The following is a 24,177-nucleotide window of genomic DNA, read 5'->3' on the forward strand; positions in this document are numbered from 1 at the left end:
GCGGTCGGCACCCAGCCTGCTTCACAGTCCGAAGGCCGGCGGATAGGTCACCGCCCCCGCCTGCCCCGCCAGCGCACCCGGCACCAGTTCGAGCGCCATGAAGGCCTCGCCTGAGAAAGGCGAGGCCAGCTTGCGCGCCAGCGCCGCCGAGAAGCCGAAGCGTGGATAATAGCCGGGATGGCCGAGGACGATCACCGCCTCTGCTCCCGCGCCCCTCGCCCCGTCGAGCGCCGCTACCACCAGCCTGCCGCCGATGCCCCGCTTCTGCGCCCCCGGCCGAACGGCCATCGGCGCCAGCGCCAAGGCCTTCACAGCCCGACCATCCACCACAGTCGGCAACCAGCTCAACAGGATATGGCCGATGATCGTCTCGGCCTGAACCGCGACCAGTTCGACGGCGACGAGATCCTCCCGGCGCAGCCGCTCAATGATGCCGACCTCGTCCTCGCCGCCGAAGGCCGTACGGTTGAGCGCGGCGACGGCATCGTGGTCCGCAGCCGCGGCTGCGCGGATATCGACCGCCTCGCCAGTCCGCGACATCAGCGCCTCTCCTTGAAGAAATCGCGCAGCAAGGCGGCCGCCTCGCTCTCGCTCAGCCCGCCATAAACCTCCGGCTGATGGTGGCAGGTCGGGCTGGCATAGAGCCTGACACCGCTCTCGACCGCGCCGCCCTTGGGATCATAGGCACCGAAATAGAGCCGGCGCAGCCTGGCGAAGGAGATCGCCGCCGCACACATCGGGCAGGGTTCGAGGGTGACGTAGAGATCGCAATCGATCAGCCGCTCGGAGCCGATCTCCTGGCAGGCGCTCCGGATCGCCAGCATCTCGGCATGGGCGCTCGGGTCCTTGAGCTCCAGCGTGCGGTTGCCGGCGCTGGCGAGCACCTTGCCGCCCCGCACCACCACCGCACCGACCGGCACCTCGCCGCGCAAGGCCGCGGCGCGCGCCTGTGCCATGGCCAGCGCCATCGGCGAGGCAGGAGCCTGGGAGTCGGGCGTCTCGGACATGGCCTCGATGCTCCCTGCGTCGACAGATGTCATCGAACCCTCATCATTGCCGCTCGCGGCGCGCCGCGGGCCCTGCTACAAGCGCCGGCTACGACCCAATTTGGAGACGGCTTGCCTCGCGGCCCCTGCGACCCTCATCGCGGCCGACGACGAGACTGCTCTTGGAGCCATTATGAGCGACGACAACAACCAGAAAAACCGCGGCCCGCGCAAGGGCGGAAGCGGTGGACACGGCGGTGGACGCGATGGCGGCCCGCGCGGCGGCAGGCCGCAAGGCCGCGGCGCCGGCAAGCCGCCCTTCCGTTCGCGCGAAGGCGACGAACGCCCGCGACGCGCCCCGGCCGAAGGCGCGGAGCGGCGTTTCGAAGGCGAGCGCCCCGCCAAGCGCTTCGAGAAGAAGCCGTTCGAGAAGAAGCCCTTCCGCGAGCGCCCGAGCGGCGAGCGGCCGGCCCGCGAGGGCGGCGAACGTCCCTTCCGTGAGCGCGGCAGCGAGGAGCGTTTCTCCAGCCGGCCGCCCCGCGAAGGCGAGAGGCCGCGCGGCGAACGGCCCGCTCGTTTCGAGCGGCCCGGCCGCGATGCCGGCTCGCGCCCGCCCCGCGAGGGCGGCGAGCGGCCATTCCGCGCGCGTGACAGCGAGGATCGCTTCGCCGGCCGGCCGCCGCGCGAAGGCGGCGAGCGACCGCGCGGCGAGAGGCCTGCCGGCAAAGGCTTCGGCGCCAAGGGCTTCGGCGCCAAGCGCTTCGATGCCCCGCGCGGCGACAAGCCGTTCCGCGGCCGGCCCGACCGCGCTCATCGCAGCGCCGCCGAGATCGCCGAGGCGGTCACCCCGACCATTCTCCCGTCGCTTCTGGAGCCCGAGCGCATCGCCAAGGTGATGGCGCGCGCCGGCGTCGCCTCGCGCCGCGATTGCGAGGCGATCATCGCCGAGGGCCGCGTCACGGTGAACGGCCAGGTGATCGACAGCCCGGCGCTCGATATCGGTCCCGCCGATGTCGTGCTGATCGATGGCGAGCCTTTGCCGGCGCGCGAGCGCACCCGGGTCTGGCTCTATCACAAGCCGCGCGGCCTCGTGACGACCAATCACGACCCCGAAGGGCGGCCGACCGTGTTCGACGCACTGCCGGAGGATCTGCCGCGCGTGCTCTCGATCGGCCGGCTCGACATCAACACCGAAGGCCTGCTGCTGCTGACCAATGATGGCGGCCTCGCGCGCATGCTGGAACTGCCGGAAACCGGCTGGCTGCGGCGCTACCGGGTGCGCGCCTTCGGCCATGTCACGCAGGAGCGGCTCGACACGCTCAAGGACGGCGTCACCATCGACGGCGTCAATTACGGCCCGGTCAACGCCCGTTTCGAGCGCGAACAGGGCGCCAATACCTGGCTGATCGTCGATCTGCGCGAAGGCAAGAACCGCGAGGTCAAGAACCTGCTCGAGCATATCGGCCTGCAGGTGAACCGGCTGATCCGGATCTCCTTCGGCCCGTTCCAGCTCGGCGACCTGCCCGAGGGCGAGGCCGACGAAATCCGCTCCAAGGTGCTGAAGGACCAGCTCGGCACCGAGCTGATGGCGAAGGCCGGCGTCGATTTCGAGGCCCCGCGCCGCGACGAGCTTCCGCAGGAAGAGCGACCGGCACGCGGCCGGGCGCCCGCTGGCGACGACCGGCCGCGCCGACGCCCGCGCGAGGATCGCGACGGGCTGCCTTTCGTCCAGCGCACGCCTTCGCAGGACGACCGCAGCGACAAGCCGTGGAAGCGCACGGTCTGGCGCGACGAGGAGGCGCAGCCGCAGCGCGAGCGCCGCGCCGCGCCGCGCCGGGGCGCCGATCCGAGGGAGGAGCGCCAGGCCCGCGAAGCCAGCGGCGCCGTGATACGCGTGCGCGACAAGGCGATCGAGGATCCGAGCGGCCGCCGCGTCAAGGTCGAGCGCGTCAGGACTTCGGCGGCGGCCGAGCCGCCGCGCGAAACCGGCCTGAAGCCGCGTGCGCCACGTGGCGAGCGCCCCTCCCGCGCGCCACAGGAGGCGTACGGCCCGGATCGCAGCGGCGATTCCCCCTGGAAGGGCAGCGGCGACTGGGCCGACGCGCCGCCGCGCGGCAAGCGCCCGCCGCGCGCCGGTGGCGACGAGACAGGCTCCGAGCGCCCGTTCCGCGGCAAGCCCTCGGGCGACAGGCCGGGCGGCGGTAGATCCTTCGGTGGCAAACCCTCCGGCGGAAAGCCGTTCGGCGAGAGGTCGGGCGGCGGCAAGTCGTTCGGCGGCAAGCCCTTCGGCGGAAAGCCGTCCGGTGACAGGCCCGGCGGCCGGGGCCCGCGTCCCGGTGGCGGCAAGGGTGGACCGCCCCGTTCAGGCGGCGGCGGGCGCGACCGGCGTGGCTGAGGCGGGCATGATGCCGAAAAGTGGGAACCGGTTTTCGGATGACATCATGCTCATCCGACACGTGGCGATCTGATGCGGATCGTCGGCGGCCGCTTCGGCGGGCGGCCCCTTGCCAGTCCGAAGCCGGGGATCGGCGCGATCCGCCCGACTTCGGACCGGCTGCGGGAATCGCTCTTCAACGTGCTGGCGCATGGCTATGGCGATGCCGTCGCCGGCGCGCGGGTGCTCGACCTGTTCGCCGGCACCGGCGCCATGGCCTTCGAGGCCTTGTCGCGCGGCGCCGCCTTCGCCCTCCTGGTCGATGACGGGGCCGAGGCGCGCGGGCTGATCCGCGAGAACCAGATGAATTTCGGCCTCGCCGGGGTCAGCCGGATCTTCCGCCGCGACGCGACCAAGCTCGGGCCGATCAGCGCGATGGCGCCTTTCGACCTCGTCTTCTGCGACCCGCCCTATCGCAAGGGTCTCGGCGAAAGGGCGCTCGCCTCGGCTCGCGACGGCGGCTGGCTCGCCAAGGACGCGCTGGTGCTGTTCGAGGAAGCAGCCGGCACGGAGATCGCCCTGCCCGAGGGCTTCGAGGAACTGGATCGCCGCGACTATGGCGAGACGCAGTTGCGGTTCTTGCGGGCGGGCTAGGGACGATCAAGCTCTCTCAGTATCAATGAAGCGATCTTTTCAACAGTCACAAAATCGGCCAGCATCTGCGGATGAAACACTACAGGTGGAGCCCCATCATTAATGGAGTGCTGCATCCAAGGACGGAAATGCTCTAGCCTCTGACGACGCTCCTTAATTTGCGCCACTTGAGCAAGATCGCCGCCACGGATCACTTCCCACAACTCCGCGCTTAACCGAGCATGCTCAGCAGCATCCGGTGGAGAAACAATAAAAGGTATTATGTAAAGCGGGATTCGATGCGCAAGGTGATCACGGAACGCTGTGAGGTTATCGAACCATACGTCAAAATTAGCCAACTCAGCCCGCGCATCACAGGATAACGAGCCTCTTACCGCAAGGTTTTCACTACGCAATCCAATCCAACGGCTGGGTAACGGCCTGCCATTCTCGCCTCTAACATCACGTTCGGCGACCCAAATGTGCGCCAGATTGTCTAACAATCCAAAGGCATTAAAAACAAAGGATTGAATAAAAACAGTTGCCTCCAGCCGTGCAGCGCGTTCTGGACTCCGCTCCAATTCGGGTGGGATGAGCGCAAACACTCGCTCCAGGCAGCAGTAAAGAAGTGCTAATCGCCTGGCCACGCCATGCGCTGCATGTTCTCGGCCAATCTCTGTCTGAAACTCCCGCTCCACGAACGCCGCTGTCAATTCTTGTTGACGTGCGCTGGCCCAAACGAGCTTCGCTTGCATCTCTTGAACGGCGGCTTCTAAAAAATAGGGCATCGAAGCGACACCATTGGTTTTTTTACAGCATCCAGACTAGATAATCTGGCAATTTAATTCACATTTCCTATACACACGCATGACCGCCCTACAAGATCAACACCGGTTATCATTACTGGTCTTGGAGCAAAAATTCTGACAAAATTTGCTGAGAACCTCTCCAAACTGACCGCTTCGCCTCGGGATCTGGAGCGCGAATCCTTCACCGTCTCCCGAACAGCTTCTCGATATCGGCGAGTTTGAGCTCGACATAGGTCGGCCGGCCGTGATTGCACTGGCCGGAATTCGGCGTCGCTTCCATTTCGCGCAGTAGCGCGTCCATCTCCTCCGGGCGCAGGCGGCGCCCGGCCCTGACCGAGTTGTGGCAGGCCATGGTCGCCAGCACATGGTCGAGCCGGCGCTCCAGCGAGCCGGCATCGCCATGCTCGGCCAGCGTGTCGGCGACATCGCGGACGATGCCCTGGAGATTGCCGCCGGCGATCGCGGCCGGCGCCTCGCGCACCAGCACGGCACCGGGGCCGAAGCTCTCGATGACGAGGCCGAGCGAGGCGAGATCGGGGGCGGCCGCGTTGAGCCGGTCGGCGTCGACCGGATCGAGCTCGACCACCTCCGGCAGCAGCAAGGGCTGGCGGGCGATGCCGCTTCTCTCGCGCTCGGCCTTGAGGCGCTCATAGACCAGCCGCTCATGGGCGGCGTGCTGGTCGACGATGACCATGCCGTCGCGGGTCTGGGCGATCAGATAGGTGCCGTGGACCTGGGCGCGGGCAGCGCCGAGCGGCCGGTCGAGCGCGTCCTGCGCCGGCTCGGCGAGATGGGCGCGGGCATCGGCCGAGGGCATGGCGAAATCGGAAAAGCCGCCCTGTAGCGGCTCTGCGCGGGCAGCCGGCTCGGGCAGGCGCCAGTCGGCGACGCTGCCGAAGTTCGGCCGCTGTACCCCGCCTGCGCCGCCGCCTGCTCCGCCGCCCGAGAAGACGGCGCGGAAGGCTTCGAGCGTGCGGGCGCCGCCGGTCGAGGTGGCGCGATGGCCGGCGCTCGCCAGCGCCGCCTTGAGACTGGAAACCACGAGGCCGCGCACCAGCGCCGGATCGCGGAAGCGCACCTCGCTCTTGGCCGGATGGACGTTGACGTCGACCAGAGACGGATCGCAGAGCACGTCGAGATAGAGCACCGGGTGCCGGTCCGAGGGCACGACATCGGCATAGGCGCCGCGCACCGCCGAGAGCAGCAGCTTGTCGCGTACCGGGCGCCCGTTCACCGCCATGTGGACGCCGGCCGAGGTGCCGCGATGAAAGGTCGGCAGGCCGGCGAAGCCCGAGAGCCTGACGCCCTCGCGCTCGGCCTCGACGGGGAGCGCATTCTCGGGAAAGTCGCGCCCGAGCGCCCGGCCGAGACGGCGCAGCCGCCCCTCCTCGCCGATCGGCTCGGCCGGCCAGTCGAAGGCGCTGACATGCTCGCCCTCAAGCGCGAAACGCACCTCGGGATGGGCAATGGCGAGGCGGCGCAGCATGTCGGAGACGGCCTGCGCCTCGGCGCGGTCGCTCTTCAGGAATTTCAGCCGCGCCGGGGTGAAGATGAAGAGGTCGCTGACCTCGATGCGGGTGCCATAAGCCGCCGCCGCCGGCCGCACCGGCCCCTTGACGCCGGCCTCGACCACCAGTGCGGAGCCCTGCGCCGCGTCGCGCCGGCGCGTCGTGATCGAGAGCCGCGCCACCGAGCCGATCGAGGGCAAGGCCTCGCCGCGGAAGCCGAGCGAGCGGATGGCGAAGAGGTCGCCATCGGGAAGCTTGGAGGTGGCGTGGCGTTCGACCGAGAGCGCGAGATCCTCCGGCGTCATGCCGGCGCCGTCGTCGACGACGCGGATCAATTCGCGCCCGCCGGCGGCGATGGTCACCGCGATCGAACGAGCGCCGGCATCGAGGGCGTTCTCGACCAGTTCCTTGGCGGCGGCTGCCGGCCGCTCGATCACCTCGCCGGCGGCGATGCGGTCGACGAGGACTGGGTCGAGGCGGCGGACGGTCATGAAGGTCCTGTCGAAAACCGGCTGGGGCTCGTCATCCTCGGGCGAAGCGCAGCGAAGACCCGAGAATCTCAGCACCAGTCAGCTCTGGTTTCCGAGATGGCCGGGTCAAGCCCGACCATGACGAAGGAAGCCCGGCCGAATCGTTCAGCCGCGCCCTTCGGCAAGATAACGCTTGGCGAGGATTTTCGCCTCCTCGACCGCCGGCTGGTCGAACGGGTCGACGCCCATGGCGTAGCCGGTAAGGATGGTCTCGAGCATGAAATGCATCAGGATCTCGCCATGGCTCGCCTCGTCGACCACGTCGACATGAAGCTTGCGCACCGCACGGCCGTTCTTGGCGAAGGTGTCGATCATGGCGAGGCCCTGGGCCGCGACGAGGTCACCGATCGTCTTGCCGGCGAAATCGCCTTCGCCGATCTGCTTTGCCAGCGCCGCGTCGATCGCCGGGCCCTTGCCCTTGTTGGCGACGGTCAGCACGGTGAAGAGCTTGTCCTTCGGACCGGCGAGATAGAGCTGCTGCTGCGAATGCTGGTCGACCGGGCCGAGCGCGCCGACCGGCTGGGTGCCCTGCCCGTCCTTGCCGAGGCTCTCGGCCCAGAGCTGCATCCACCAGCGGGTCAGCAAAGCGAGCTTGTCAGCATAGGGCATCAGCACGGCGATGTTCTTGCCGTTGCGCATCGCCGCGAGGTTGAGGGCGGCGCCGAGCGCCGCCGGAGTCTCCCTGACACCCTTGCCGGCGAGGACCGGGGCGAGCGCCTTGGCGGCGCCCTGGCGCAGCGCGACGATATCGAGGCCGAGCACCGCCGCCGGCAGCAGGCCGCAATTGGTCAGCACCGAATAGCGCCCGCCGACGCCGGTATGATGCTCGAGGAAGGGCACGCCGAACGGCTCGAGCAGGGCCCGCAGCGCATGCAGCTTGCCGGGTTTGGCCGGCTCGGACAGGCCCTGGAAATGCCAGCCGATCTTGTCGTCGGCGATGCCGGCACCGCGCAATGCGGTGATCGCCGCGATGGTCTGCAGCAGGGTCTCGCCGGTTCCGCCGGATTTCGAGATCGAGACGAACTTGGTTGTCTTCAGCGGCAATGTCTTCAGCAGCGCCGCGAAGGTCAGCGGGTCGAGATTGTCGATGAAATGGACGCGCGGTTCCGGCAGGAAGGCCGAGAGGCCGGCGGTGCCGTAGCCGGTGAGCTGCGCCAGCGTCTGGCCGCCGAGGCTGGAGCCGCCGGTTCCGAGCACGAGCACGTCGCTGGCCCCCTGGCGCAGACGCTCGGCAGCGGCCCGCACCGGAGCGAGGTCGGCGGTCTCGGCCGGCAGGCCGAGCAGCGGCAGGGTCTTGGCCTCGCCATTCAGCCGCGCCAGAGCGGGAGCAAGATCGGCCACCGCCTTCTCGAAGGCGGCATCGGGAACGCCGCCTTCGCCGACACCGGAGACGAGCGCGAGATCGAGGCTTTGCTGGAGCATGGAGCGGATCCGGACGGCTGGAGGAAGGATGGTAACGCTTAGGCGAGCCCGACCGGGCGGCCGACGGCCTGCACCAGGAGGCGCCCATCGCCGAAGAGTCGCGATGCGACACGCCGGACATCGGCGAGCGTGACCTCGGCGAAGCGCCGGTTGCGTTCGGCCAGGAATTCCGGGCCGTAGCCGGAGACCGCGAGGCCGAGCAATTCGGCGGCGATCTTGGGCGAGGTGTCGAACCGCAGCGGGTAGGAGCCGATGATGTAGCGCTTGGCCTCCTCGACCTCATGCTCGCTCGGCCCTTCTGCGGCGAGCTTGGCGATCTCCTCGCGGATCACCGTCATGGATTCGGCGACGCGGTCGTTACGGGTCGAGGTCCCGCCGATCAGGAAGCCGCTCTGGCGCAGCGGCATCAGGCTGGAGGAGACGCCATAGGCGAGGCCGCGCTTCTCGCGGACCTCCATGAACAGGCGCGAGGTGAAGGCCGAGCCGCCGAGGATGTGGTTCAGCACGGTGCCGGCGAAGAAATCGGGATCATGCCGCATCAGGCCGGGGCCGATGAAGCGCAGCACGGTCTGCGGCACGTCGAGATCGACGACATGGGTCTTGCCGAGATCGGCGATCGGCAGGCCGGCCTCCGGCATGGTCCGCGGCTGCCCGGCCGGGAGCCTGGCGAAAAGATCGTCCAGACGCTGCGCCAGTTCGGTGGCGGTGATGTCGCCGACTGCGACGAATCTGAGCCCGCCACGCGTCAGCAGATCACGCGTCAGCCTCTTCAGCGCCTCCGGCTGCAAGGCGCCGACGCTGGCGATCTCGCCGCGCTCCGGGCGGCCATAGGCATGGCCGGGAAAGGCTGCGGCGAAGAGCGCGTTGCGGCAGAGCGCATCGGGGTTCTGGGCCTGGCGCTGCAGCCCGGCGATGACCTGCGCCTTGACCCGCGAGACGGCATCGGCGTCGAAGCGCGGCGCGTTGAGCGCGAGCCCGAGCAGTTCGAAGGCGGTGTCCCGATGGCGCGACAGGGTCTGGACCTGACCGTGGAAATCGTCGCGCCGCGCATCGAAGGACAGGCTGATCGCATGGTCGGCCATGCGCCCCTGGAAGGCCTCGGCGTCGAGATCGCCGGCGCCCTCGTCGAGCAGGCCGGAGACCAGGTTGACGCTGCCGGCAGCATCGGCGGGGTCGCGGTTGGCACCGCCGTCGAAGGCGAAATCGAGCGCCAGCAGCGGCAGGCTGTGCTCCTCGACCAGCCAGGCCTCGACGCCGCAGGAAGCGGTGACGCGCTGCACGTCGAGCGCGGGGCCGGGGGCGGCAAGGGCGGGGATGGTCGGCGCGTTCATGGCGTTTCCTGACGGCGTGACGGCTGAGGCCCGGTTGCTGTCCAGAGTTCGGAACAGGCTCGACACGAAAGACCCGGCTTCCGTTCTCGTAGTCTGCTCCGGCGGATCAAGCGGCGGGCAGAAGCAGCCCGGTCACCGAACGATCGGGCCTGAGATAGAGGCGCACCGCCTCGACGACCTGCTCGCGGGTGACGGCCTCGATGCGCTGGGGCCAGAGCAGCACATCCTCGACGGTCTCGCCGACGGCGAGCGAAGCGCCGAAGATGCGTGCCAGCGAGGATTGGCTGTCACGGGCGAAGATCGTCTCGGCGACGAGGCGGGTGCGGGCCCGAGCGAGTTCGAGTTCGGTCGGCCCATCCGCGATGAACGCTGCGAGTGCCGCGTCGAGGCCCGCCTCCAGTGCCGCCATCGCGACGCCGGGCCGCGGGCTCACCGAGACCTGGAAGGCGGAGCGGTCGACCATCGATCCCATGAAATAGGCGCCGGCGCCGGCCGCCAGTTCCTGCTCGACGCAGAGCCGGCGATAGAGCCGAGAGGTCGTGCCGCCGCCGAGTATCTCCGATGCCAGCTCGAGGGCGAAGGCATGATCGCGCTTGTCGGAGAGATAGGTCGGGGTCAGCCAGGCGCGGCGCAGCGAAGGCTGCTGCACGCGCGGATCGGCCAGCGAGACCCGGCGCGCGGCGCGCGGATCGGGCTCTGCCGGCCGATTGCGGCGCGGCGGCTCGCCGCGCGCCGGGATCGTGCCATAGGTCTCCTGCGCCAGGCGCAGCACCTCGGCCGGCTCGACATCGCCGGCGACGACGAGGATCGCGTTCTCCGGTGTGTAGAAGCGCTGATAATAGGCGAAGGCATCGTCGCGGGAGAGCCCCTCGATCTCGTGCTCCCAGCCGATGATCGGCGTGCCATAGGGATGATGGACATAGAGCGCGCTGGAGAACTCCTCGCCGAGCTGGGCGGCGGGGTCGGCGTCGACGCGCATGCGCCGTTCCTCGAGCACCACGTCGCGCTCCGGACCGACGACGCTCTCGTCGAAGGCGAGGCCGGTCATCCGGTCGGCCTCGTAATCCATCATCGCGCGTAAGTGCTCCTTCGGCACGCGCTGGAAATAGGCGGTGTAATCGAAAGAGGTGAAGGCATTCTCCTGGCCGCCATAACCGGCGACGATCTTGGAGAATTCGCCGGCCGGCCATTTCGCCGTGCCCTTGAACATCAGGTGCTCGAGGAAATGGGCAATGCCGGACTTGCCGGCCGGATCGTCGCCCGAACCATTGCGATACCAGACCATATGGGTCACGACCGGAGCCCGATGGTCGGGGGCGACGACGATCTCGAGGCCATTGGCGAGCCGGAAGGATTCGACCGTGCTGGCGACGCTGCTGGGCGGCGTGTGGACCGTCATGGGCTGGGCGGACTCCTCGGGCAACGGACGGATGCCGGCCCGGGCGCAAGAAGCCCCGAGCCGAAAATTGGCTCAACCGGAAGATAGGCCCGCGCCGCGCCGGACACCAGCCCGCATCGCCTCATGGCGCGTGCGTACCGGCCGGCAGGCCCGGCCGCTACTGCATCGGCTTGGTGCCGGCGATGAATTCGCGCTGGCCGACCGCCTGCTTGTCTTCCTGCGGGCCGCGCGCGCCGGGTCCGAGCGGCGCCGTGCTGGCCGGCATGCGATAGCCGGTCGGCGGCTCGTAGAGATATTTGCGCTCCGGCTCGACGCCATAGGCGAGATTGGACGTGTCGGTTTGGGCCTGGCGCGCCGCCATCTCGCGGCCGATGCGGATCGGCGCGATCTGGTTGTTGTAATTGTTGTGGTCCGGAACGATCCCTTCCGGGCCATTGGCTCGCCCGGCGACGCGGCCGCGGCGCAGCTCCTGCTGCGACATCTCCGGCCTGTTGTTGCCGCGAAACGCCTCGGTGCTGGAGAAGGGTGCGCGGGCGCCTTCGCGGTCAGCCTTGCGGCGGGCGACGTCCGGGTCATCCGGCCAGGCGGCGGTGCGCGTCGCGCCGGGCTCCTGCGGCCGGGGCAGCGCCGAGGACGGCGGCACGACGAGCGGGGCGCGCTGCTTGTATTCGATGTCGTCCTTGTCGCTGCCGAAAAGCCCCATGCCTTTCACCAGGTTCTGGAAGAGCACGCCTTCCTGGGCAAAGGCAGGGGTCGCAGCCAGCAACAAGCCGCCGGCGAGCAGCATGCGCGAGGCGCGGATCCGATAAGCCATGTCCATTCTCCGTCCCAGGGTACGAGACCCCGTCATGATCGATCGGCGCGGCAAAACCATGGCGAGCAAACTCACTCCGCAGCCGGCTTGCCGCCGCCGGGCCGGAAGGACTCATACAGAAGCCCGGCCACTCCGACAACGATGGCCGCATCGGCGATGTTGAAGATGTACCAGCTGAAGCTGCCGAAATGGACGTGGACGAAGTCGACCACGGCGCCGAACACGGCCCTGTCGATGCCGTTGCCAATCGCGCCGCCGATGATCAGGGCAAGGCTCGCGACCGTCAGCCTGTCCGGCGAGCGCCACATCCAGCGCCCCAGCCAGATCGGCGCCAGGAAGGAGACGGCCACCAGCGCCCAGCGGCCGATATCAGTCGATTGCTGGAACAAGCCGTAGGAGATGCCACGGTTCCAGGCGAGCACGAATTCGAGGAAGGAGGTGATCTGGAACGGCCCCTCCTCGGCCAGGCGCGCACCGAACAGCAGCCAGAGCTTGCTCGCCTGGTCGAGCAGCAGCACGACCAGGGCAAGGACCACGCCGAAGCGGCGCAGCGGCGTCATGCCGGAACCGGCCGCCAGCATGTTCGGCTCCTGCGGGCTCATGCGGCGCGGCGAAGCTCGCGCAGCGCCCTGGCGTCACGCGGCGTGACGTCGGGATAGTCGGCCTCGGCCGTCGCCGGGTCGAAATACTTCCACGAACGGGCGCATTTCACCCCGGAGGCCCGCACCGGCACGACCGAGACGCCGGGCACGTCGGCGAGGCGGAAGGCCTCTTCAGGTCCCTCGACATCGGAAATCCTGGCACCCGAGGTGATGCAGATCTCGGCGAGATCGAGCCCGCTCACGGCGGCGCGCAGATCGGCATCGGTGATATGGACGACCGGCGCCGCCTCGAGCGAAGAGCCGATGCGCTTGGCCGCACGCTCCAGCTCGAGCGCGCCGGTGACGACGCGGCGCACGCGCCGGACCTTGGCCCAGCGCTCGGCGAGCTCGGGATCGAACCAGTTCTCCTGCACGGGCGCGAAGAGCTCGAGATGGACCGAGCCCTCCCCCGCCTTCTGATCGGGATAGCGCTCGAGCCAGGCCTCCTCGGCGGTGAAGACCAGGATCGGCGCGAGCCAGGTCGTCAGGCAGCGGAACAGCTGATCGACGACGGTGAGCGCGCTCTTGCGGACATGGCTGGAACGCGGGTCGCAATAGAGCGCGTCCTTGCGGACGTCGAAATAGAAGGCAGAGAGCTCGGTGTTCATGAACTGCGAGAGCAGGTTCACGACCTTCTTGTAGTCATAGGTCCGATAGGCCTCCTCGACCTGCGGGCCGAGCTCGGCGAGGCGATGCAGCATCAGCCGCTCCAGCTCCGGCATCGAGGCCGGCTCGGTGACGCGGATCTCCTCGCTGAAATGGGCGAGCGTACCGAGCATCCAGCGCATGGTGTTGCGCAGCTTGCGATAGGTCTCGACGAAGGTCTTGAGGATCTCCTTGCCGATGCGCAGATCGTCGGAATAGTCGGCGGCCGCGACCCAGAGGCGCAGGATGTCGGCGCCACTGTCCTTGATCACATCCTGCGGCGCGGTGACGTTGCCCTTCGACTTCGACATCTTCTCGCCCTTCTCGTCGAGGCAGAAGCCGTGGGTCAGGACGACGTCATAGGGCGCCCGGCCGCGCGTGCCACAGCTTTCGAGCAGGCTCGAATGGAACCAGCCGCGATGCTGGTCCGAGCCTTCGAGATACATCACCTTGTCCCTGCCGCCGTCGACGACGCGATGCGTCTTGAGATCGGCGCGCTTCTCCAAGGTGAAGGCATGGGTCGAGCCGGAATCGAACCAGACGTCGAGCACGTCGGTGACGCGCTCATACTGGGCCGGGTCGTAGCCGAAGGACTTCAGGAAGCGGGCGCCGTCGGTGTCGCTGAACCAGGCATCGGCGCCTTCCGCCTCGAAGGCCTCGGCGATGGCGGCGTTGACCTTCGCATCGACCAGGACCTCCTTGGTCTCCTTCGCGACGAAGACCGTGATCGGCACGCCCCAGGCGCGCTGGCGCGAGACCACCCAGTCGGGCCGGTTGGCGATCATGCCGTTGATGCGGTTCTCGCCGGCAGCGGGAACCCATTGCGTATCCTTGATCGCCTTCAACGCCCGGTTGCGCAGCGTGTCGGCATTGCCGCCCGCCACCGGCGCGGGAGCCGCCGGATCGGGTGCCCCCGCATCGCCATAGGGCTTGTCCATGGCGATGAACCATTGCGGCGTGTTCCGGAAGATCACCGGCTTCTTCGAACGCCATGAATGCGGGTACTGGTGCTTGAGCCGGCCACGGGCGACCAGGTTGCCGGAGGCGGCGAGCGCCTTGATCACGACGTCGTTGGCATTGCCCTTCTCGCCCTTGTCGGTGATGACCTGCGCGCCCTCGAAGCCCGGCGCATCCTTGGTGAAGCGGCCATCGGCATCGACGGTGTAGGGGATCCTGGTCTCGATGCCGCGCTCGGCGAGCATGCGCCCGCTCGCCATCCAGATGTCGAAGTCCTCGCGGCCATGACCCGGCGCGGTATGGACGAAGCCGGTACCGGCATCGTCGGTGACATGGTCGCCATCGAGCAGGGGAACGTCGAACTCGTAGCCCTGGCCGCGCAGCGGATGGGCCGCCGTCAGGCCGGCGAGCTGCTCGGCGGACACATCCGCCACGAGCTCGAAGGCCTCGACCTTGGCAGCTTTGAAGACGCCTTCGGCCAGGTTCTTCGCCAGCACATAGGTCGCGCCGACCTTGGCCCAGTTGTTCTCCGGCGCCGCGGTGACGCGGTAGAGTCCGTAGGCGAGCTTGTGATGGAAGGAGATCGCGCGGTTGCCAGGGATCGTCCAGGGCGTCGTCGTCCAGATCACCACCGAGGCCCCGGCAAGCGGCCCCGAGCCGAGCACCGGGAACGCCACGAACACCGTGTCGCTGACATGCTCCTCGTATTCGACCTCGGCCTCGGCGAGCGCGGTCTTCTCGACCACCGACCACATCACCGGCTTGGAGCCGCGATAAAGCATGCCGTTCTGCGCAAACTTCATGATCTCGCGGGCGATCTGCGCCTCGGCCGGATAGGCCATGGTGAGATAGGGATCGTCCCAATCGCCCTCGACACCGAGGCGCTTGAATTCGGTGCGCTGCACATCGACCCAGTGCTCGGCGAAGGCGCGGCACTCCCGGCGGAACTCCACGACCTGGACATCGTCCTTGTTCAGGCCCTTGGCGCGGTACTGTTCCTCGATCTTCCACTCGATCGGCAGGCCATGGCAATCCCAGCCCGGCACGTAGTTGGAATCATGGCCGAGCATCTGCTGCGAGCGCGTGACGAGGTCTTTCAGCACCTTGTTCAGCGCATGGCCGATATGGATGTTGCCGTTCGCATAGGGCGGGCCGTCATGCAGGACGAAGCGGTCGCGGCCCTTCGCGGTCTCGCGGAGCTTGCGGTAGAGATCCATCTTGGCCCAGCGGGCGAGCAGCTCCGGCTCGCGCTGCGGCAGGCCGGCCCGCATCGGAAACTCGGTCTGCGGCAGGAACAGGGTCTGCGAATAGTCCTGCCCCTTGGCCTCCTGGGCTTTGGCGTCCTGGGCGGCGGGCTTTTCGGCGGTCTTGTCGTTCATGATCCGGCTCTGGCGGTTCGGACAGGCGGGCCAGATCGGTCTGGCGCTGCGCTCTTGTCCGCGAAAACTGGGAAAGCGATCAAAATCCCGGACTGCGCAGGCGCCCGCGCGTCAGCGCAGGGCGGCAGCCGGGCTCGTAATTCGCCGGGACAGTGCGATGATCGTGGCGCGGAAAGCGGACATGAGCGGCTTCTAGCAGGCGTTGCCTAGGGAAGGAAGGGCGGCGTCCGGCCGAGAATGTCGCGCGCCTGCCGGCTGTCGGCGTCCATCTGCGCGATCAGTGGCGGCAGCGCCTCGAACTTCGCCTCGCCACGCAGCCAGGCTACGAGGGCGACGTCGACGGTCTTGCCGTAGAGGTCACCTGCGAAATCGAAGAGATGGCTTTCCAGCCGCGGCGCGCCGTCGTCGAAGGTCGGACGGCTGCCAAAGCTGGCGACGCCGTCGCGCCAGATGCCGTCGACGCGCATGCGCACCGCATAGATGCCGTAGCGCAGACGGCAGTCGCGCGGCAGATGCATGTTGGCGGTGGGGTAACCGAGCTCGCGCCCGCGCTTGTCGCCATGGGCGACCACGCCGCGCACGAACCAGGGCCGGCCGAGGAAGGCGGCGGCGCGGGCGACATCCCCTTCCTCCAGAGCGGCCCGGATCAGGGTCGAGGAAACCGGCTCGCCCTGCCAGGAATAGGGCGCGACCACCGCCACCGGCACGCCCGCCGCGCCTGCACGCGCCTGCAGCATCTCCGGGGACCCGGTGCGGCCGGCGCCGAAATGGAAATCATAGCCGCAGACCAGCCCGGCGGCGCCGAGCCGGCCGAGCAGCAATTCGTCGATGAAGGCCTCGGCCGCGACCGCGGCAATCTCGCGGTCGAAAGGCAGGACAAAGCTCGGCGCGAGCCCCTCGCCGGCCAGCAATTCGACCTTGAGCGCCGCCGGCGTCAGCCGGAACACCGGCTGCTCCGGCCGAAAGACCGAGCGCGGATGCGGCTCGAAGGTCAGCGCCGCCGCCTTGCCGCCCTGCCCTGCCGCCATCTCGTTCGCCACCCGCGCGAGCTCGGCATGGCCGCGATGGACGCCGTCGAAATTGCCGAGCGCCAGCACCCGCCCGCGCAGGGCGTCCGGCACGGGCTTTCCCGGCTCGAGGATGAAGGCGGCCGGCGTGTCGGTTCGCGGCGCTTCGGCTGATGAGGTCATGGAGCGCAAGCGTCCGGGCGCCGGGACCATCCGGCGGGCCGTGTTTGGCCTCAAGCCGGCGGAAGCGTCAAGACTTGCTCTTCAGGCTTTCGCTGCCGCCTTCGGCAGCGCCACCCAGGCCTCGCCTTCGAGAACCGCCTTGCCGTCGACCAGGCATTCGCAGAACAGCCGGGCGCGGCGGCGCTCGACGACCAGCTCCACCACCTCGACGCGCGCGGTGACGACATCACCGATCTTGACCGGGGCGAGGAAGTTCAGGGTCTGCGAGAGATAGACCGCGCCCGGCCCCGGCAGGCGGGTGCCGAGCAGGGCCGAAACGAGGCTGGCCGTCAGCATGCCATGGGCGATGCGCTGGCCGAACTTCGTACCGGCGGCGTAGCGGTCGCAAAGATGGATCGGATTGGCGTCACCGGAGAGGTCGGCGAAGAGCGAGATGTCGCGCTCCATCACGGTGCGCATCAGGCTCTCGCGCTGGCCGATGGCCAGGTCCTCGAAGGCATGGACCTGATAGAGCGCGCTGGTCATCATCGGTCGTCTCGCATGCGCAGCAACGGTGAAAAGCCCGCTACCGCACGGGACAGGGTATGGCAGCGTTTCACAATTCGCTGCATTGCACCATAGAACTTTCGTGTCCTGAGGAGGTCGCCTTTTGGATGATGACGCTAGGTCAGTCGACAAACGGGTTAACGGCTTTGAAACACCGCTCGGCTATCAGGATTGACCCATGGTCGCCTCTCTGGGAGAGCGGCCAGCGCATCGGTATTGCCCGGTGCGCGCTTGCATGTTCGGAGTTCCACCATGGCCCTTGACCCGTCGATGCCGATCCTGGTGGTGGACGATTACCAGACCATGGTGCGCATCATCCGCAACCTGCTGAAGCAACTCGGCTTCGAGAATGTCGACGATGCCTCGGACGGCAGCAGCGCGATCGCCAAGATGCGCGACAAGAAATACGGGCTGGTGATCTCCGACTGGAACATGGAGCCGATGACCGGGTTCGAGCTGCTGCGCCAGGTCCGCAACGAGGAAGAGATCGCCGCGACGCCCTTCATCATGGTGACCGCGGAATCGAAGACCGAGAACGTCATCGCCGCCAAGAAGGCCGGCGTGAACAACTACATCGTCAAGCCGTTCAACGCGCAGACGCTGAAATCCAAGATCGAATCGGTCTGTGCCGCCTGAGAGCGGGCCGGCGGCTCGGTCTCCGCTCGCAAAAACTCCATCATTCCGGACAAGCCGCGCCAGCGGCACCGCTCCGAAATCCATCGTAAGGCGCTACGCTCTATAACGGATTCCGGCGCTTCATTGCGCTGCGGCAGGAATGGCGACCGCCTGTCGGTACGGCTGGCGCTCTTCGCCTTTCATCACCAGGCCAGCTGCGGCATCGCGTAGTCGGGACGGTGGCTCTGGCGGGCGAACCAGCCCTGCAAATCCGCTGGCGAGAGCTCTCCGGTCTCCTCGGCATGGATGCCGGCGAGGCACATCAGCGATCCCAGACCGTAATGCACCGCGCCGGCGATATCGGTGCGGATCGCATCGCCGATGGCGAGGATGCGCGACCTCTCGACATTCTCGCCGCGCAGCTCCTGACCCTGTCGGATCGCCAGCTCGTAGATCGGGGCGTGTGGCTTGCCGGCATAGATCGCCCGGCCGCCGAGCTTCTCATAGGCGAGTGCGATCGAGCCGGCGCAGGGCACCATGCGACCGCCGCGATCGACCACCAGATCGGGATTGGCGCAGATCAGGGTGAGGTCGCGACGGGCGAAATCGGCAAGCGCCTCGGCATAGGTTTCCGCCGTCTCGGTCTCGTCGTCGAACAGGCCGGTGCAAACGACATAGCGTCCCTCGGCGGCCGGGACGCGCGGCGCGTCGAGCCCCGCGAGCAGCGGAAGATCGCGATCCGGACCGAGATGATAGAGCGGCTCGCCGGCGCGATGGGCGATCAGGTCGCGGGCAACGTCGCCGGAGGTGACGATCGCGTCGAAGGCATCGCCCGGGACGCCGAGACGGCCGAGCTGGATCGCGATCTCGGAGCGCGGGCGCGGCGCGTTCGAGACGAGCACGACGGTGACGCCGCCGGCCCGCATCTTCGCCAGCGCCGCACAGGCCTCGGCATAGGGCGCCACGCCGTTATGAACGACGCCCCAGATGTCGCAGAGGCAAAGCTCATACTGACCGATGATCGGCGAAACGCCGGAAAGCAGGCGGGTTGAAGACGGCACGGGCAAGCTCCGGCTTGGAATGGGCGGCGGCTGGCGCCGCGGCATCGGGGCTCAATACGCCGTCAGTGGCAGGCCGGCCAGCCTGATCAGAGCATAACGCGCCGGCGTGCAGGCCGATTCAGCCGGTCGCGCGTCGCAGGACATCGCGGAAGGGTACCCGCGTCGGCGTGGGCGGCGCAGCGGGAGCCGGCGGGGGATAGCTGACGACTTCGGCGGCGGCCGGCGGAGGCGGTGCAGGGGCCGCAGGTGCAGGCGCCGCGGCCTCCGGCTCGGCGAAGACCTCCGGCCGCACCGGACGCGGCGGGGAGAAGACCGCGCCCTGGCCATAGCCGACGCCGAGATCGAGCATGTCGGCGACCATGGGATCGTCCTCGACCTCGTCTGCAACGAGCTCGATCGTCGCACGCGCGAGATGCGCGGCAAGGTCGCCGGTGGCGATGTCGGTCGCCGGCCCGCCCTTTGCCTCGGCCAGCAGCAGCGAGGCCGGGGCCTTGACGAAGCGTACGCCGCGATCATGCAGCGAGGCCGGATCGAGACGCAGATCGGTGACGTGATCGAGCGCGAAGCGCACCCCGTTCGCCGACATCGCCCCCAGAAGACCAAGGGCAGTCGGCTCGAGCGTGCGGAAGACGCGCTGCGGCATCTCGATGACGAGATTGCCGATATGGGCATGATATTTTTCGAGGATACGCGCCAGCGTGGCCAGCGCGCGCGACGAGCCCCAGGTCGCGCCGCTGAAATTGCAGGAGACGAAGAGTCCGCCCTCCTTGCTGCCGAGATGGCGGGCTATCGCCAGCGCCCGGGTCAGGACGAGCGCATCGAGCGTCGGCCCGAAACCGCGCTGCTCGACCGTCTCCATGAACTCGGCCGGCAGGAGCAGCGTCTTCTCGTCCAGCCGCAGGCGCACCATAGCCTCGTAGCCGCGGGTCCGGCGCTGCGGCAGCTGCACGATCGGCTGGAGATGGACCTCGACCTGGCCATTGGCGAGGGCGTCGCTGATCACCGCGGCGCGCTGCTCGGCAGCCCGAATCTGCGCCAGTTCGGCCGGCGATTGCCGGACCGCGACGAGCGGCTCGGCCTCGCGCGGAGCGCCGCGCTCCGCCAGTGCCGCCGGCGCCTGCCGGGCAGGTGGCTGCGCCGCCGCGGCAAGCTTGTCCTGAACCAGTCGCAGCTGGTCGTCGTGATCGCCAAGCGTGGTTGCGACCTGCTGCAGCAGGTCGCCGAGCAGGCCGACCTCGGCAGTCAGCTCGTTGAGCATCGCCCGGGCCGGCGCGGCCTCGACCTCGCTCATCGGCAGCTGGTCGATGCGCTTCGCCATGCCATCCAGGCGGATGGCATTGGTCGCCAACCGAACCTTGACCTCGCCGACCGCGGCCAGAATCTGCTCGCGCTCGCCAGCCCAGTTGCGGCGCATCAGCGCGAACGAGCCGGAAAGGCCGAGCCCGGCGGCCAACAGACCGACGGCATTGGCGAGCCCGCCCGGAAGCAGCAGCATGGCGGCGGCACCCAGCGAAAAACCGGCGACGCCGCTGGCGGCCGGTGGGAGTGCGCTGAGGCGGATGCGAGCCAAGGGCAGGATCACGCAAAAAGAGGTGGAAGGAATGCCGGAGCGACGAATCACCCGCGACAGCCGCAGAATAGCCGCCCGGACGGATGGCTGCGAGAGCGGGCACGGCCGCGACCGGCTCGCGACGGCGAAAAACAGGCGAAAACCAGCCAAGCCGGCCGGGGCAGCGCCGATCCGCTTGCCTCGGAAGGGGGTGCTGCGCCCCTTGCCGAGCAGCCGACGAGAAAATGCCATCCGTTTTTCGGACCAAGCCGGTGCCTGAACGATGGGCTGGCTCGCCAGCTTGCGTCCGATAGGCGGTTCGGCGATCTAGCGCGGCGGCACACCCCGGGCATGGATCGCGGCGATGATCCGGTCGCTGACCTCGGGCGAAAATCCTCTCCGGCGTAGATAGAGTCCCGCATCGAGATCGAAGAGCGGGACCTTCTGGCGCAAAGTCCGCAGAGAGAGCTCAAGCGCGAATCCGTCGCCGCTCGCAGCGGCAGCCATGGCGCGCCCGATCAGGCCGAACGGGGTCTCCTCAGCGTTGATCAGAGCGGCATGCGCTTCCGCCAACCTGGTTGCGCCCGTGAGATAGGCGGCGAGATACAGATAGAAATCGTACCAGGGCGGCCGGCCGATCGACAGCGCGACGGCCTGCTCGAGCAGCGGCAGCCCCTCGGCCGGCCGGTTGAGTTGGATGTAATGCGCGCCGAGGGTGGCGAGTACGTCGGGATCATAGGGATTGCGCGTCTGCGCCTCGCGGCCTGCCTTCAGCGCGTCCTCGGTCGCCCCCCGGAAGAACTGCGCGTCCATCATGGCCTGATGCGCCCGAGCACTGGCCGGAGCGAGCCGGACCGCGGTGACCGCGGCGGCGAGCGCCCGGTCTAGAGCCGAGCCCGGCCTGGCATTGAAGCCCGAGGCGTATTCGTCGAGCGCCAGCAAAGCGAGCTGCGACCAGGCCGGATGGAACTCCGGATTGTGAGCGACAATCTCTTCCAGGCAGTCGCGCGCGGCGAGGTGATCTTCGGCCTTCATGGTCCGGCGCAGATTGAAGGCCAGGAACAGACAGGCAGCCGCCGGGGTCGGAGGCGACTGGCGCGCATCCGCGTGGAGCACGCCGAAAGGCTGCGCCAGCCGGATCGCCAGGCGCTGGGCCACCTCGCGCATCGGCAGGCCCTCGCCGAACCTGTCGACGCTGCCCTCCCCCGAAGTGGTCCAGACGACCCGCCCGTCCCTGGCGGCGCTCAGCCGGGCGAACCCTTCAATCGCATTGCCGGCGCGCCGGGCGCTGATCGACAGGATGTAATCGCTCCCTTCACCCGCACGCGTCAGCGGCTCCGGCAGCTTGACCACCACGAGATCGTCGAAACGCGCCATCGTGTCCGCGACCTCGCGGACGAAATTGCGGGTGGTATCATCCAGCGAAGCATCGGTAACCGTCTCGGCAACCTCGACCGAGACCACGGGCAGGCGCGCCCTCACCAGAGGTACGGCCCGGACTGTGGGCGGTGGATCCGAAAGCGGCGCGGCTGGTAGCGGCGGCAATTGCGAGGCGATGTCAGGCAAGCGCGCTGCCGTCCCGCTCGTGCCGTGCTCTCCCCAGTACCAGAAGCCGATCGCGGCTAGGCCGAGCAGGAGCCCGAGGCCCGCGACATAGAGCCAGTAGCGCGAAGGCCCGGCGGCAGCCGCACCGCTCTCGACCGGCACCGAGCTCTCCTGATGCACCTCTTGCGCCGCGAGCACGTCCTGTTCGGAAATCTCCTCTTCGGGGGGCACCGGCGGAGCGGCGCGCTCGAAGGACGGGACATAGGCGCCGACGGGAACGGTGATGCGCACGGGATCGGCGACGCCGTCGGCGGCGAAATAGAGGTTCAACGCCTTGCGCAGGCGCCCGGCCTCGACGCGGACGATCGGGTCCGCCTGCGGGTCGAAATCCGGCGAACGGCCGAAGGCCTCGACGGCGATCGTATAGCCCTTCAGCTCGTTCGCCCGCCCTGCCAAAGTCTGCTCGACGATGAAGCTCAGGAAGGCCGTGAGCTGAGGCGCGGCACGAAAGATGTCGGAGGCGAGCACACGCTCGAGCTCGGCGCGGATCTCATCCGGCGCCAGCCCGTTCTCCCCATCCAGAGCTGTGGCGCGAACGACCATTGGGGCGCGATCCAGAGTCCCCTCCTTCAAGCTACGCCGGAAACGACGTTGCGTCATCTGCGACAGAGGTGCCCCGCCGCCCGCCCGGCGCAGGGATGCCCCGCCGGACCGTGGATTTACAGCCCGTTGCACGCTGCTAGGCTGAGGAAGTTTTTAAAAACTAAAGGGATCGGATCATGACCTCCGCGATGGGCGCGATCGCCACGCCGAACGACCTCGAAGCCTTCTGGATGCCGTTCACGGCGAACCGCTCGTTCAAGCAGAATCCGCGCATGATCGCCCGCGCCGAGGGCATGTTCTACTATACGCCGGAGGGCAAGCCGGTGATGGACGGCACCGCCGGGCTCTGGTGCTGCAATGCCGGCCACGCGCGCGAGCCGATCATCCAGGCGATCCAGGCGCAGGCCCGCGAACTCGATTACGCCCCTTCCTTCCAATACGGCCATCCCAAGGTCTTCGCCGCCGCGGCGCGGATCGCGGCGCTCGCTCCGGGCGATCTCGATCACGTCTTCTTCGCCGGCTCGGGTTCGGAAGCCGCGGATTCGGCGCTGAAGATCGCGCTCGCCTACTGGAATGTCTCCGGCAAGGGCTCGAAGACCCGCCTGATCGGCCGCGAGCGCGGTTATCACGGCGTCGGCTTCGGCGGCATCTCGGTCGGCGGCATGGTCAACAACCGCAAGTTCTTCGGCGGACTTTTGACCGGCACCGACCACATCTCGCATACCTATGACCGCGAGAAGCAGGCCTTCAGCAAGGGCGAGCCCGAATATGGCGCGCATTTCGCCGACGACCTCGAGCGCGTCGTCGCCCTGCACGACGCCTCGACCATCGCCGCCGTGATCGTCGAGCCGATGGCCGGCTCGACCGGTGGGTTGCCGGCGCCGAAGGGCTATCTCAAGCGCCTGCGCGAGCTCTGCGACAAGCACGGCATTCTCCTGATCTTCGACGAGGTGATCACCGGCTTCGGGCGCCTCGGCTTCGCCTTCGCCGCCGAGCGCTACGGCGTGATCCCCGACATGATCACCTTCGCCAAGGGCGTGACCTCCGGCACGGTGCCGATGGGCGGCGTGATCGTGCGCAAGCACATCTACGACGCCTTCATGAACGGGCCGGACAACGTCATCGAGCTGTTCCACGGCTACACCTATTCCGGCCATCCGCTGGCGGCAGCGGCCTGCCTGGCGACGCTCGACGTCTATCGCGAGGAAGGCCTGTTCGAACGCGCCCGCGCCATGGAGCCGATGTGGGCCGATGCGGTGATGAGCCTGAAGGGCGAGCCGAACGTGGTCGACATCCGCACGGTCGGCCTGGTCGGCGCCGTCGACCTCGCCCCGCGCGCCGACGGAGTCGGCAAGCGCGCCTTCGAGGCGATGGACAGCCTCTTCCGCGAGGAAGGGCTGATGGTCCGCACTGCCGCCGACACGATCGCCTTCTCGCCGCCGCTGATCATCACCGAAGACCAGGTCGAGGAGCTGATCGGCAAGCTGCGCCGGGCGATCCGGGCGGTGGCGAACTGAGCGGCGTTTCTCATGGCTCGTATCGAAAGGCTTGAGATCGGGCCTAGCGAAGGGAGCGTGCATCCAAGCAGGGTGCGCGCCCGTGTTAAGACCTTTGGCGATGGGATCGATGGTCCCATCGTC

20 protein-coding genes are annotated in these 24,177 nt (G+C 68.3%); 5 read left to right on the forward strand and 15 right to left on the reverse strand.

Going from position 1 to position 24,177, the window contains the following annotated elements; translation table 11 throughout:
- Window positions 1–21: 21 nt before the first annotated feature.
- Both ACWGRX_RS05230 and ACWGRX_RS05235 read right to left on the reverse strand, forming a co-directional pair.
- On the reverse strand, window positions 22–540 hold the full coding sequence (locus ACWGRX_RS05230) for a GNAT family N-acetyltransferase (protein WP_452116674.1): 519 nt from the start codon (window positions 538–540) through the stop codon (window positions 22–24).
- Complete coding sequence (locus ACWGRX_RS05235; protein ID WP_452116675.1) at window positions 540–1,007, reverse strand: nucleoside deaminase; 468 nt, start codon at window positions 1,005–1,007, stop codon at window positions 540–542. Before ACWGRX_RS05235 ends, ACWGRX_RS05230 begins: the two co-directional genes overlap by 1 nt.
- A 172-nt stretch (window positions 1,008–1,179) precedes the next feature.
- On the opposite strand from ACWGRX_RS05235, the gene ACWGRX_RS05240 reads away from it, so the two are divergent.
- A complete protein-coding gene (locus ACWGRX_RS05240) occupies window positions 1,180–3,381 on the forward strand; it encodes a pseudouridine synthase (protein ID WP_291641661.1) in 2,202 nt (733 codons plus the stop codon).
- 72 nt (window positions 3,382–3,453) lie between these two features.
- On the forward strand, window positions 3,454–4,014 hold the full coding sequence (rsmD, locus tag ACWGRX_RS05245; RefSeq protein ID WP_452116676.1) for a 16S rRNA (guanine(966)-N(2))-methyltransferase RsmD: 561 nt from the start codon (window positions 3,454–3,456) through the stop codon (window positions 4,012–4,014).
- On the opposite strand, the gene ACWGRX_RS05250 is transcribed toward rsmD, so the two are convergent.
- The 10 genes from ACWGRX_RS05250 to ACWGRX_RS05295 form a co-directional block, all read right to left on the reverse strand.
- Entirely contained in the window at window positions 4,011–4,781 is a 771-nt protein-coding gene (locus ACWGRX_RS05250) for a hypothetical protein (protein WP_452116677.1), read from the reverse strand. The genes rsmD and ACWGRX_RS05250 overlap by 4 nt on opposite strands.
- A gap of 202 nt (window positions 4,782–4,983) precedes the next feature.
- On the reverse strand, window positions 4,984–6,801 hold the full coding sequence (gene mutL, locus ACWGRX_RS05255; protein WP_452116678.1) for a DNA mismatch repair endonuclease MutL: 1,818 nt from the start codon (window positions 6,799–6,801) through the stop codon (window positions 4,984–4,986).
- Between the two features lie 144 nt (window positions 6,802–6,945).
- Window positions 6,946–8,262, reverse strand: coding sequence for a glucose-6-phosphate isomerase (locus ACWGRX_RS05260; RefSeq protein ID WP_452116679.1), 1,317 nt, complete (start codon window positions 8,260–8,262; stop codon window positions 6,946–6,948).
- A 38-nt stretch (window positions 8,263–8,300) separates the two neighbouring features.
- The gene (locus tag ACWGRX_RS05265; protein WP_452116680.1) at window positions 8,301–9,593 is read right to left on the reverse strand and encodes a M16 family metallopeptidase; all 1,293 of its coding nucleotides are present in this window, start codon (window positions 9,591–9,593) and stop codon (window positions 8,301–8,303) included.
- 106 nt (window positions 9,594–9,699) lie between these two features.
- Window positions 9,700–10,992: a M16 family metallopeptidase gene (locus ACWGRX_RS05270; protein ID WP_452116681.1), complete on the reverse strand. Its 1,293-nt coding sequence runs from the start codon at window positions 10,990–10,992 to the stop codon at window positions 9,700–9,702.
- A 157-nt stretch (window positions 10,993–11,149) separates the two neighbouring features.
- Window positions 11,150–11,806, reverse strand: coding sequence for a hypothetical protein (locus ACWGRX_RS05275; protein ID WP_291637191.1), 657 nt, complete (start codon window positions 11,804–11,806; stop codon window positions 11,150–11,152).
- Between the two features lie 71 nt (window positions 11,807–11,877).
- On the reverse strand, window positions 11,878–12,366 hold the full coding sequence (gene lspA / locus ACWGRX_RS05280) for a signal peptidase II (protein WP_291637308.1): 489 nt from the start codon (window positions 12,364–12,366) through the stop codon (window positions 11,878–11,880).
- Between the two features lie 38 nt (window positions 12,367–12,404).
- Complete coding sequence (ileS, locus tag ACWGRX_RS05285; protein WP_452116682.1) at window positions 12,405–15,428, reverse strand: isoleucine--tRNA ligase; 3,024 nt, start codon at window positions 15,426–15,428, stop codon at window positions 12,405–12,407.
- A 206-nt stretch (window positions 15,429–15,634) separates the two neighbouring features.
- Window positions 15,635–16,618, reverse strand: coding sequence for a bifunctional riboflavin kinase/FAD synthetase (locus ACWGRX_RS05290; protein ID WP_452116683.1), 984 nt, complete (start codon window positions 16,616–16,618; stop codon window positions 15,635–15,637).
- Between the two features lie 81 nt (window positions 16,619–16,699).
- Entirely contained in the window at window positions 16,700–17,146 is a 447-nt protein-coding gene (locus ACWGRX_RS05295) for a MaoC family dehydratase (RefSeq protein ID WP_452116684.1), read from the reverse strand.
- A 270-nt stretch (window positions 17,147–17,416) separates the two neighbouring features.
- On the opposite strand from ACWGRX_RS05295, the gene ACWGRX_RS05300 reads away from it, so the two are divergent.
- On the forward strand, window positions 17,417–17,800 hold the full coding sequence (locus ACWGRX_RS05300) for a response regulator (RefSeq protein ID WP_066468028.1): 384 nt from the start codon (window positions 17,417–17,419) through the stop codon (window positions 17,798–17,800).
- Between the two features lie 182 nt (window positions 17,801–17,982).
- On the opposite strand, the gene ACWGRX_RS05305 is transcribed toward ACWGRX_RS05300, so the two are convergent.
- Entirely contained in the window at window positions 17,983–18,840 is an 858-nt protein-coding gene (locus ACWGRX_RS05305) for a TIGR01459 family HAD-type hydrolase (RefSeq protein WP_287495630.1), read from the reverse strand.
- Window positions 18,841–18,958: 118 nt separating this feature from the next.
- A complete protein-coding gene (locus ACWGRX_RS05310; protein WP_452116685.1) occupies window positions 18,959–20,335 on the reverse strand; it encodes an EAL domain-containing protein in 1,377 nt (458 codons plus the stop codon).
- Between ACWGRX_RS05310 and ACWGRX_RS05315 the strand changes: the two genes are divergently transcribed.
- Entirely contained in the window at window positions 20,334–20,669 is a 336-nt protein-coding gene (locus ACWGRX_RS05315; protein ID WP_452116686.1) for a hypothetical protein, read from the forward strand. The genes ACWGRX_RS05310 and ACWGRX_RS05315 overlap by 2 nt on opposite strands.
- 47 nt (window positions 20,670–20,716) lie before the next feature.
- Here the strand turns inward: ACWGRX_RS05315 and ACWGRX_RS05320 are convergent, their stop codons facing one another.
- Window positions 20,717–22,537 carry a hypothetical protein gene (locus tag ACWGRX_RS05320; protein WP_452116687.1) on the reverse strand — a complete coding sequence of 607 codons (1,821 nt, stop codon included), beginning with the start codon at window positions 22,535–22,537 and terminating at the stop codon, window positions 20,717–20,719.
- 176 nt (window positions 22,538–22,713) lie between these two features.
- Between ACWGRX_RS05320 and aptA the strand changes: the two genes are divergently transcribed.
- The gene (gene aptA / locus ACWGRX_RS05325; RefSeq protein WP_452116688.1) at window positions 22,714–24,054 is read left to right on the forward strand and encodes an omega-aminotransferase AptA; all 1,341 of its coding nucleotides are present in this window, start codon (window positions 22,714–22,716) and stop codon (window positions 24,052–24,054) included.
- Window positions 24,055–24,177 lie beyond the last annotated feature (123 nt).

The sequence above is a fragment of the Allobosea sp. NPDC055594 genome (assembly GCF_053618995.1).

Excerpts from the sequence above, each read along its gene's own strand:
- ACWGRX_RS05230 (WP_452116674.1), bottom strand. The coding sequence starts at position 540 with ATGTCGCGGACTGGCGAGGCGGTCGATATCCGCGCAGCCGCGGCTGCG.
- ACWGRX_RS05235 (WP_452116675.1), bottom strand. The coding sequence starts at position 1,007 with ATGTCCGAGACGCCCGACTCCCAGGCTCCTGCCTCGCCGATGGCGCTG.
- ACWGRX_RS05240 (WP_291641661.1), top strand. The coding sequence starts at position 1,180 with ATGAGCGACGACAACAACCAGAAAAACCGCGGCCCGCGCAAGGGCGGA.
- rsmD (WP_452116676.1), top strand. The coding sequence starts at position 3,454 with ATGCGGATCGTCGGCGGCCGCTTCGGCGGGCGGCCCCTTGCCAGTCCG.
- ACWGRX_RS05250 (WP_452116677.1), bottom strand. The coding sequence starts at position 4,781 with ATGCCCTATTTTTTAGAAGCCGCCGTTCAAGAGATGCAAGCGAAGCTC.
- mutL (WP_452116678.1), bottom strand. The coding sequence starts at position 6,801 with ATGACCGTCCGCCGCCTCGACCCAGTCCTCGTCGACCGCATCGCCGCC.
- ACWGRX_RS05260 (WP_452116679.1), bottom strand. The coding sequence starts at position 8,262 with ATGCTCCAGCAAAGCCTCGATCTCGCGCTCGTCTCCGGTGTCGGCGAA.
- ACWGRX_RS05265 (WP_452116680.1), bottom strand. The coding sequence starts at position 9,593 with ATGAACGCGCCGACCATCCCCGCCCTTGCCGCCCCCGGCCCCGCGCTC.
- ACWGRX_RS05270 (WP_452116681.1), bottom strand. The coding sequence starts at position 10,992 with ATGACGGTCCACACGCCGCCCAGCAGCGTCGCCAGCACGGTCGAATCC.
- ACWGRX_RS05275 (WP_291637191.1), bottom strand. The coding sequence starts at position 11,806 with ATGGCTTATCGGATCCGCGCCTCGCGCATGCTGCTCGCCGGCGGCTTG.
- lspA (WP_291637308.1), bottom strand. The coding sequence starts at position 12,366 with ATGACGCCGCTGCGCCGCTTCGGCGTGGTCCTTGCCCTGGTCGTGCTG.
- ileS (WP_452116682.1), bottom strand. The coding sequence starts at position 15,428 with ATGAACGACAAGACCGCCGAAAAGCCCGCCGCCCAGGACGCCAAAGCC.
- ACWGRX_RS05290 (WP_452116683.1), bottom strand. The coding sequence starts at position 16,618 with ATGACCTCATCAGCCGAAGCGCCGCGAACCGACACGCCGGCCGCCTTC.
- ACWGRX_RS05295 (WP_452116684.1), bottom strand. The coding sequence starts at position 17,146 with ATGATGACCAGCGCGCTCTATCAGGTCCATGCCTTCGAGGACCTGGCC.
- ACWGRX_RS05300 (WP_066468028.1), top strand. The coding sequence starts at position 17,417 with ATGGCCCTTGACCCGTCGATGCCGATCCTGGTGGTGGACGATTACCAG.
- ACWGRX_RS05315 (WP_452116686.1), top strand. The coding sequence starts at position 20,334 with ATGGCGGCGGCACCCAGCGAAAAACCGGCGACGCCGCTGGCGGCCGGT.
- ACWGRX_RS05310 (WP_452116685.1), bottom strand. The coding sequence starts at position 20,335 with ATGCTGCTGCTTCCGGGCGGGCTCGCCAATGCCGTCGGTCTGTTGGCC.
- ACWGRX_RS05320 (WP_452116687.1), bottom strand. The coding sequence starts at position 22,537 with ATGGTCGTTCGCGCCACAGCTCTGGATGGGGAGAACGGGCTGGCGCCG.
- aptA (WP_452116688.1), top strand. The coding sequence starts at position 22,714 with ATGACCTCCGCGATGGGCGCGATCGCCACGCCGAACGACCTCGAAGCC.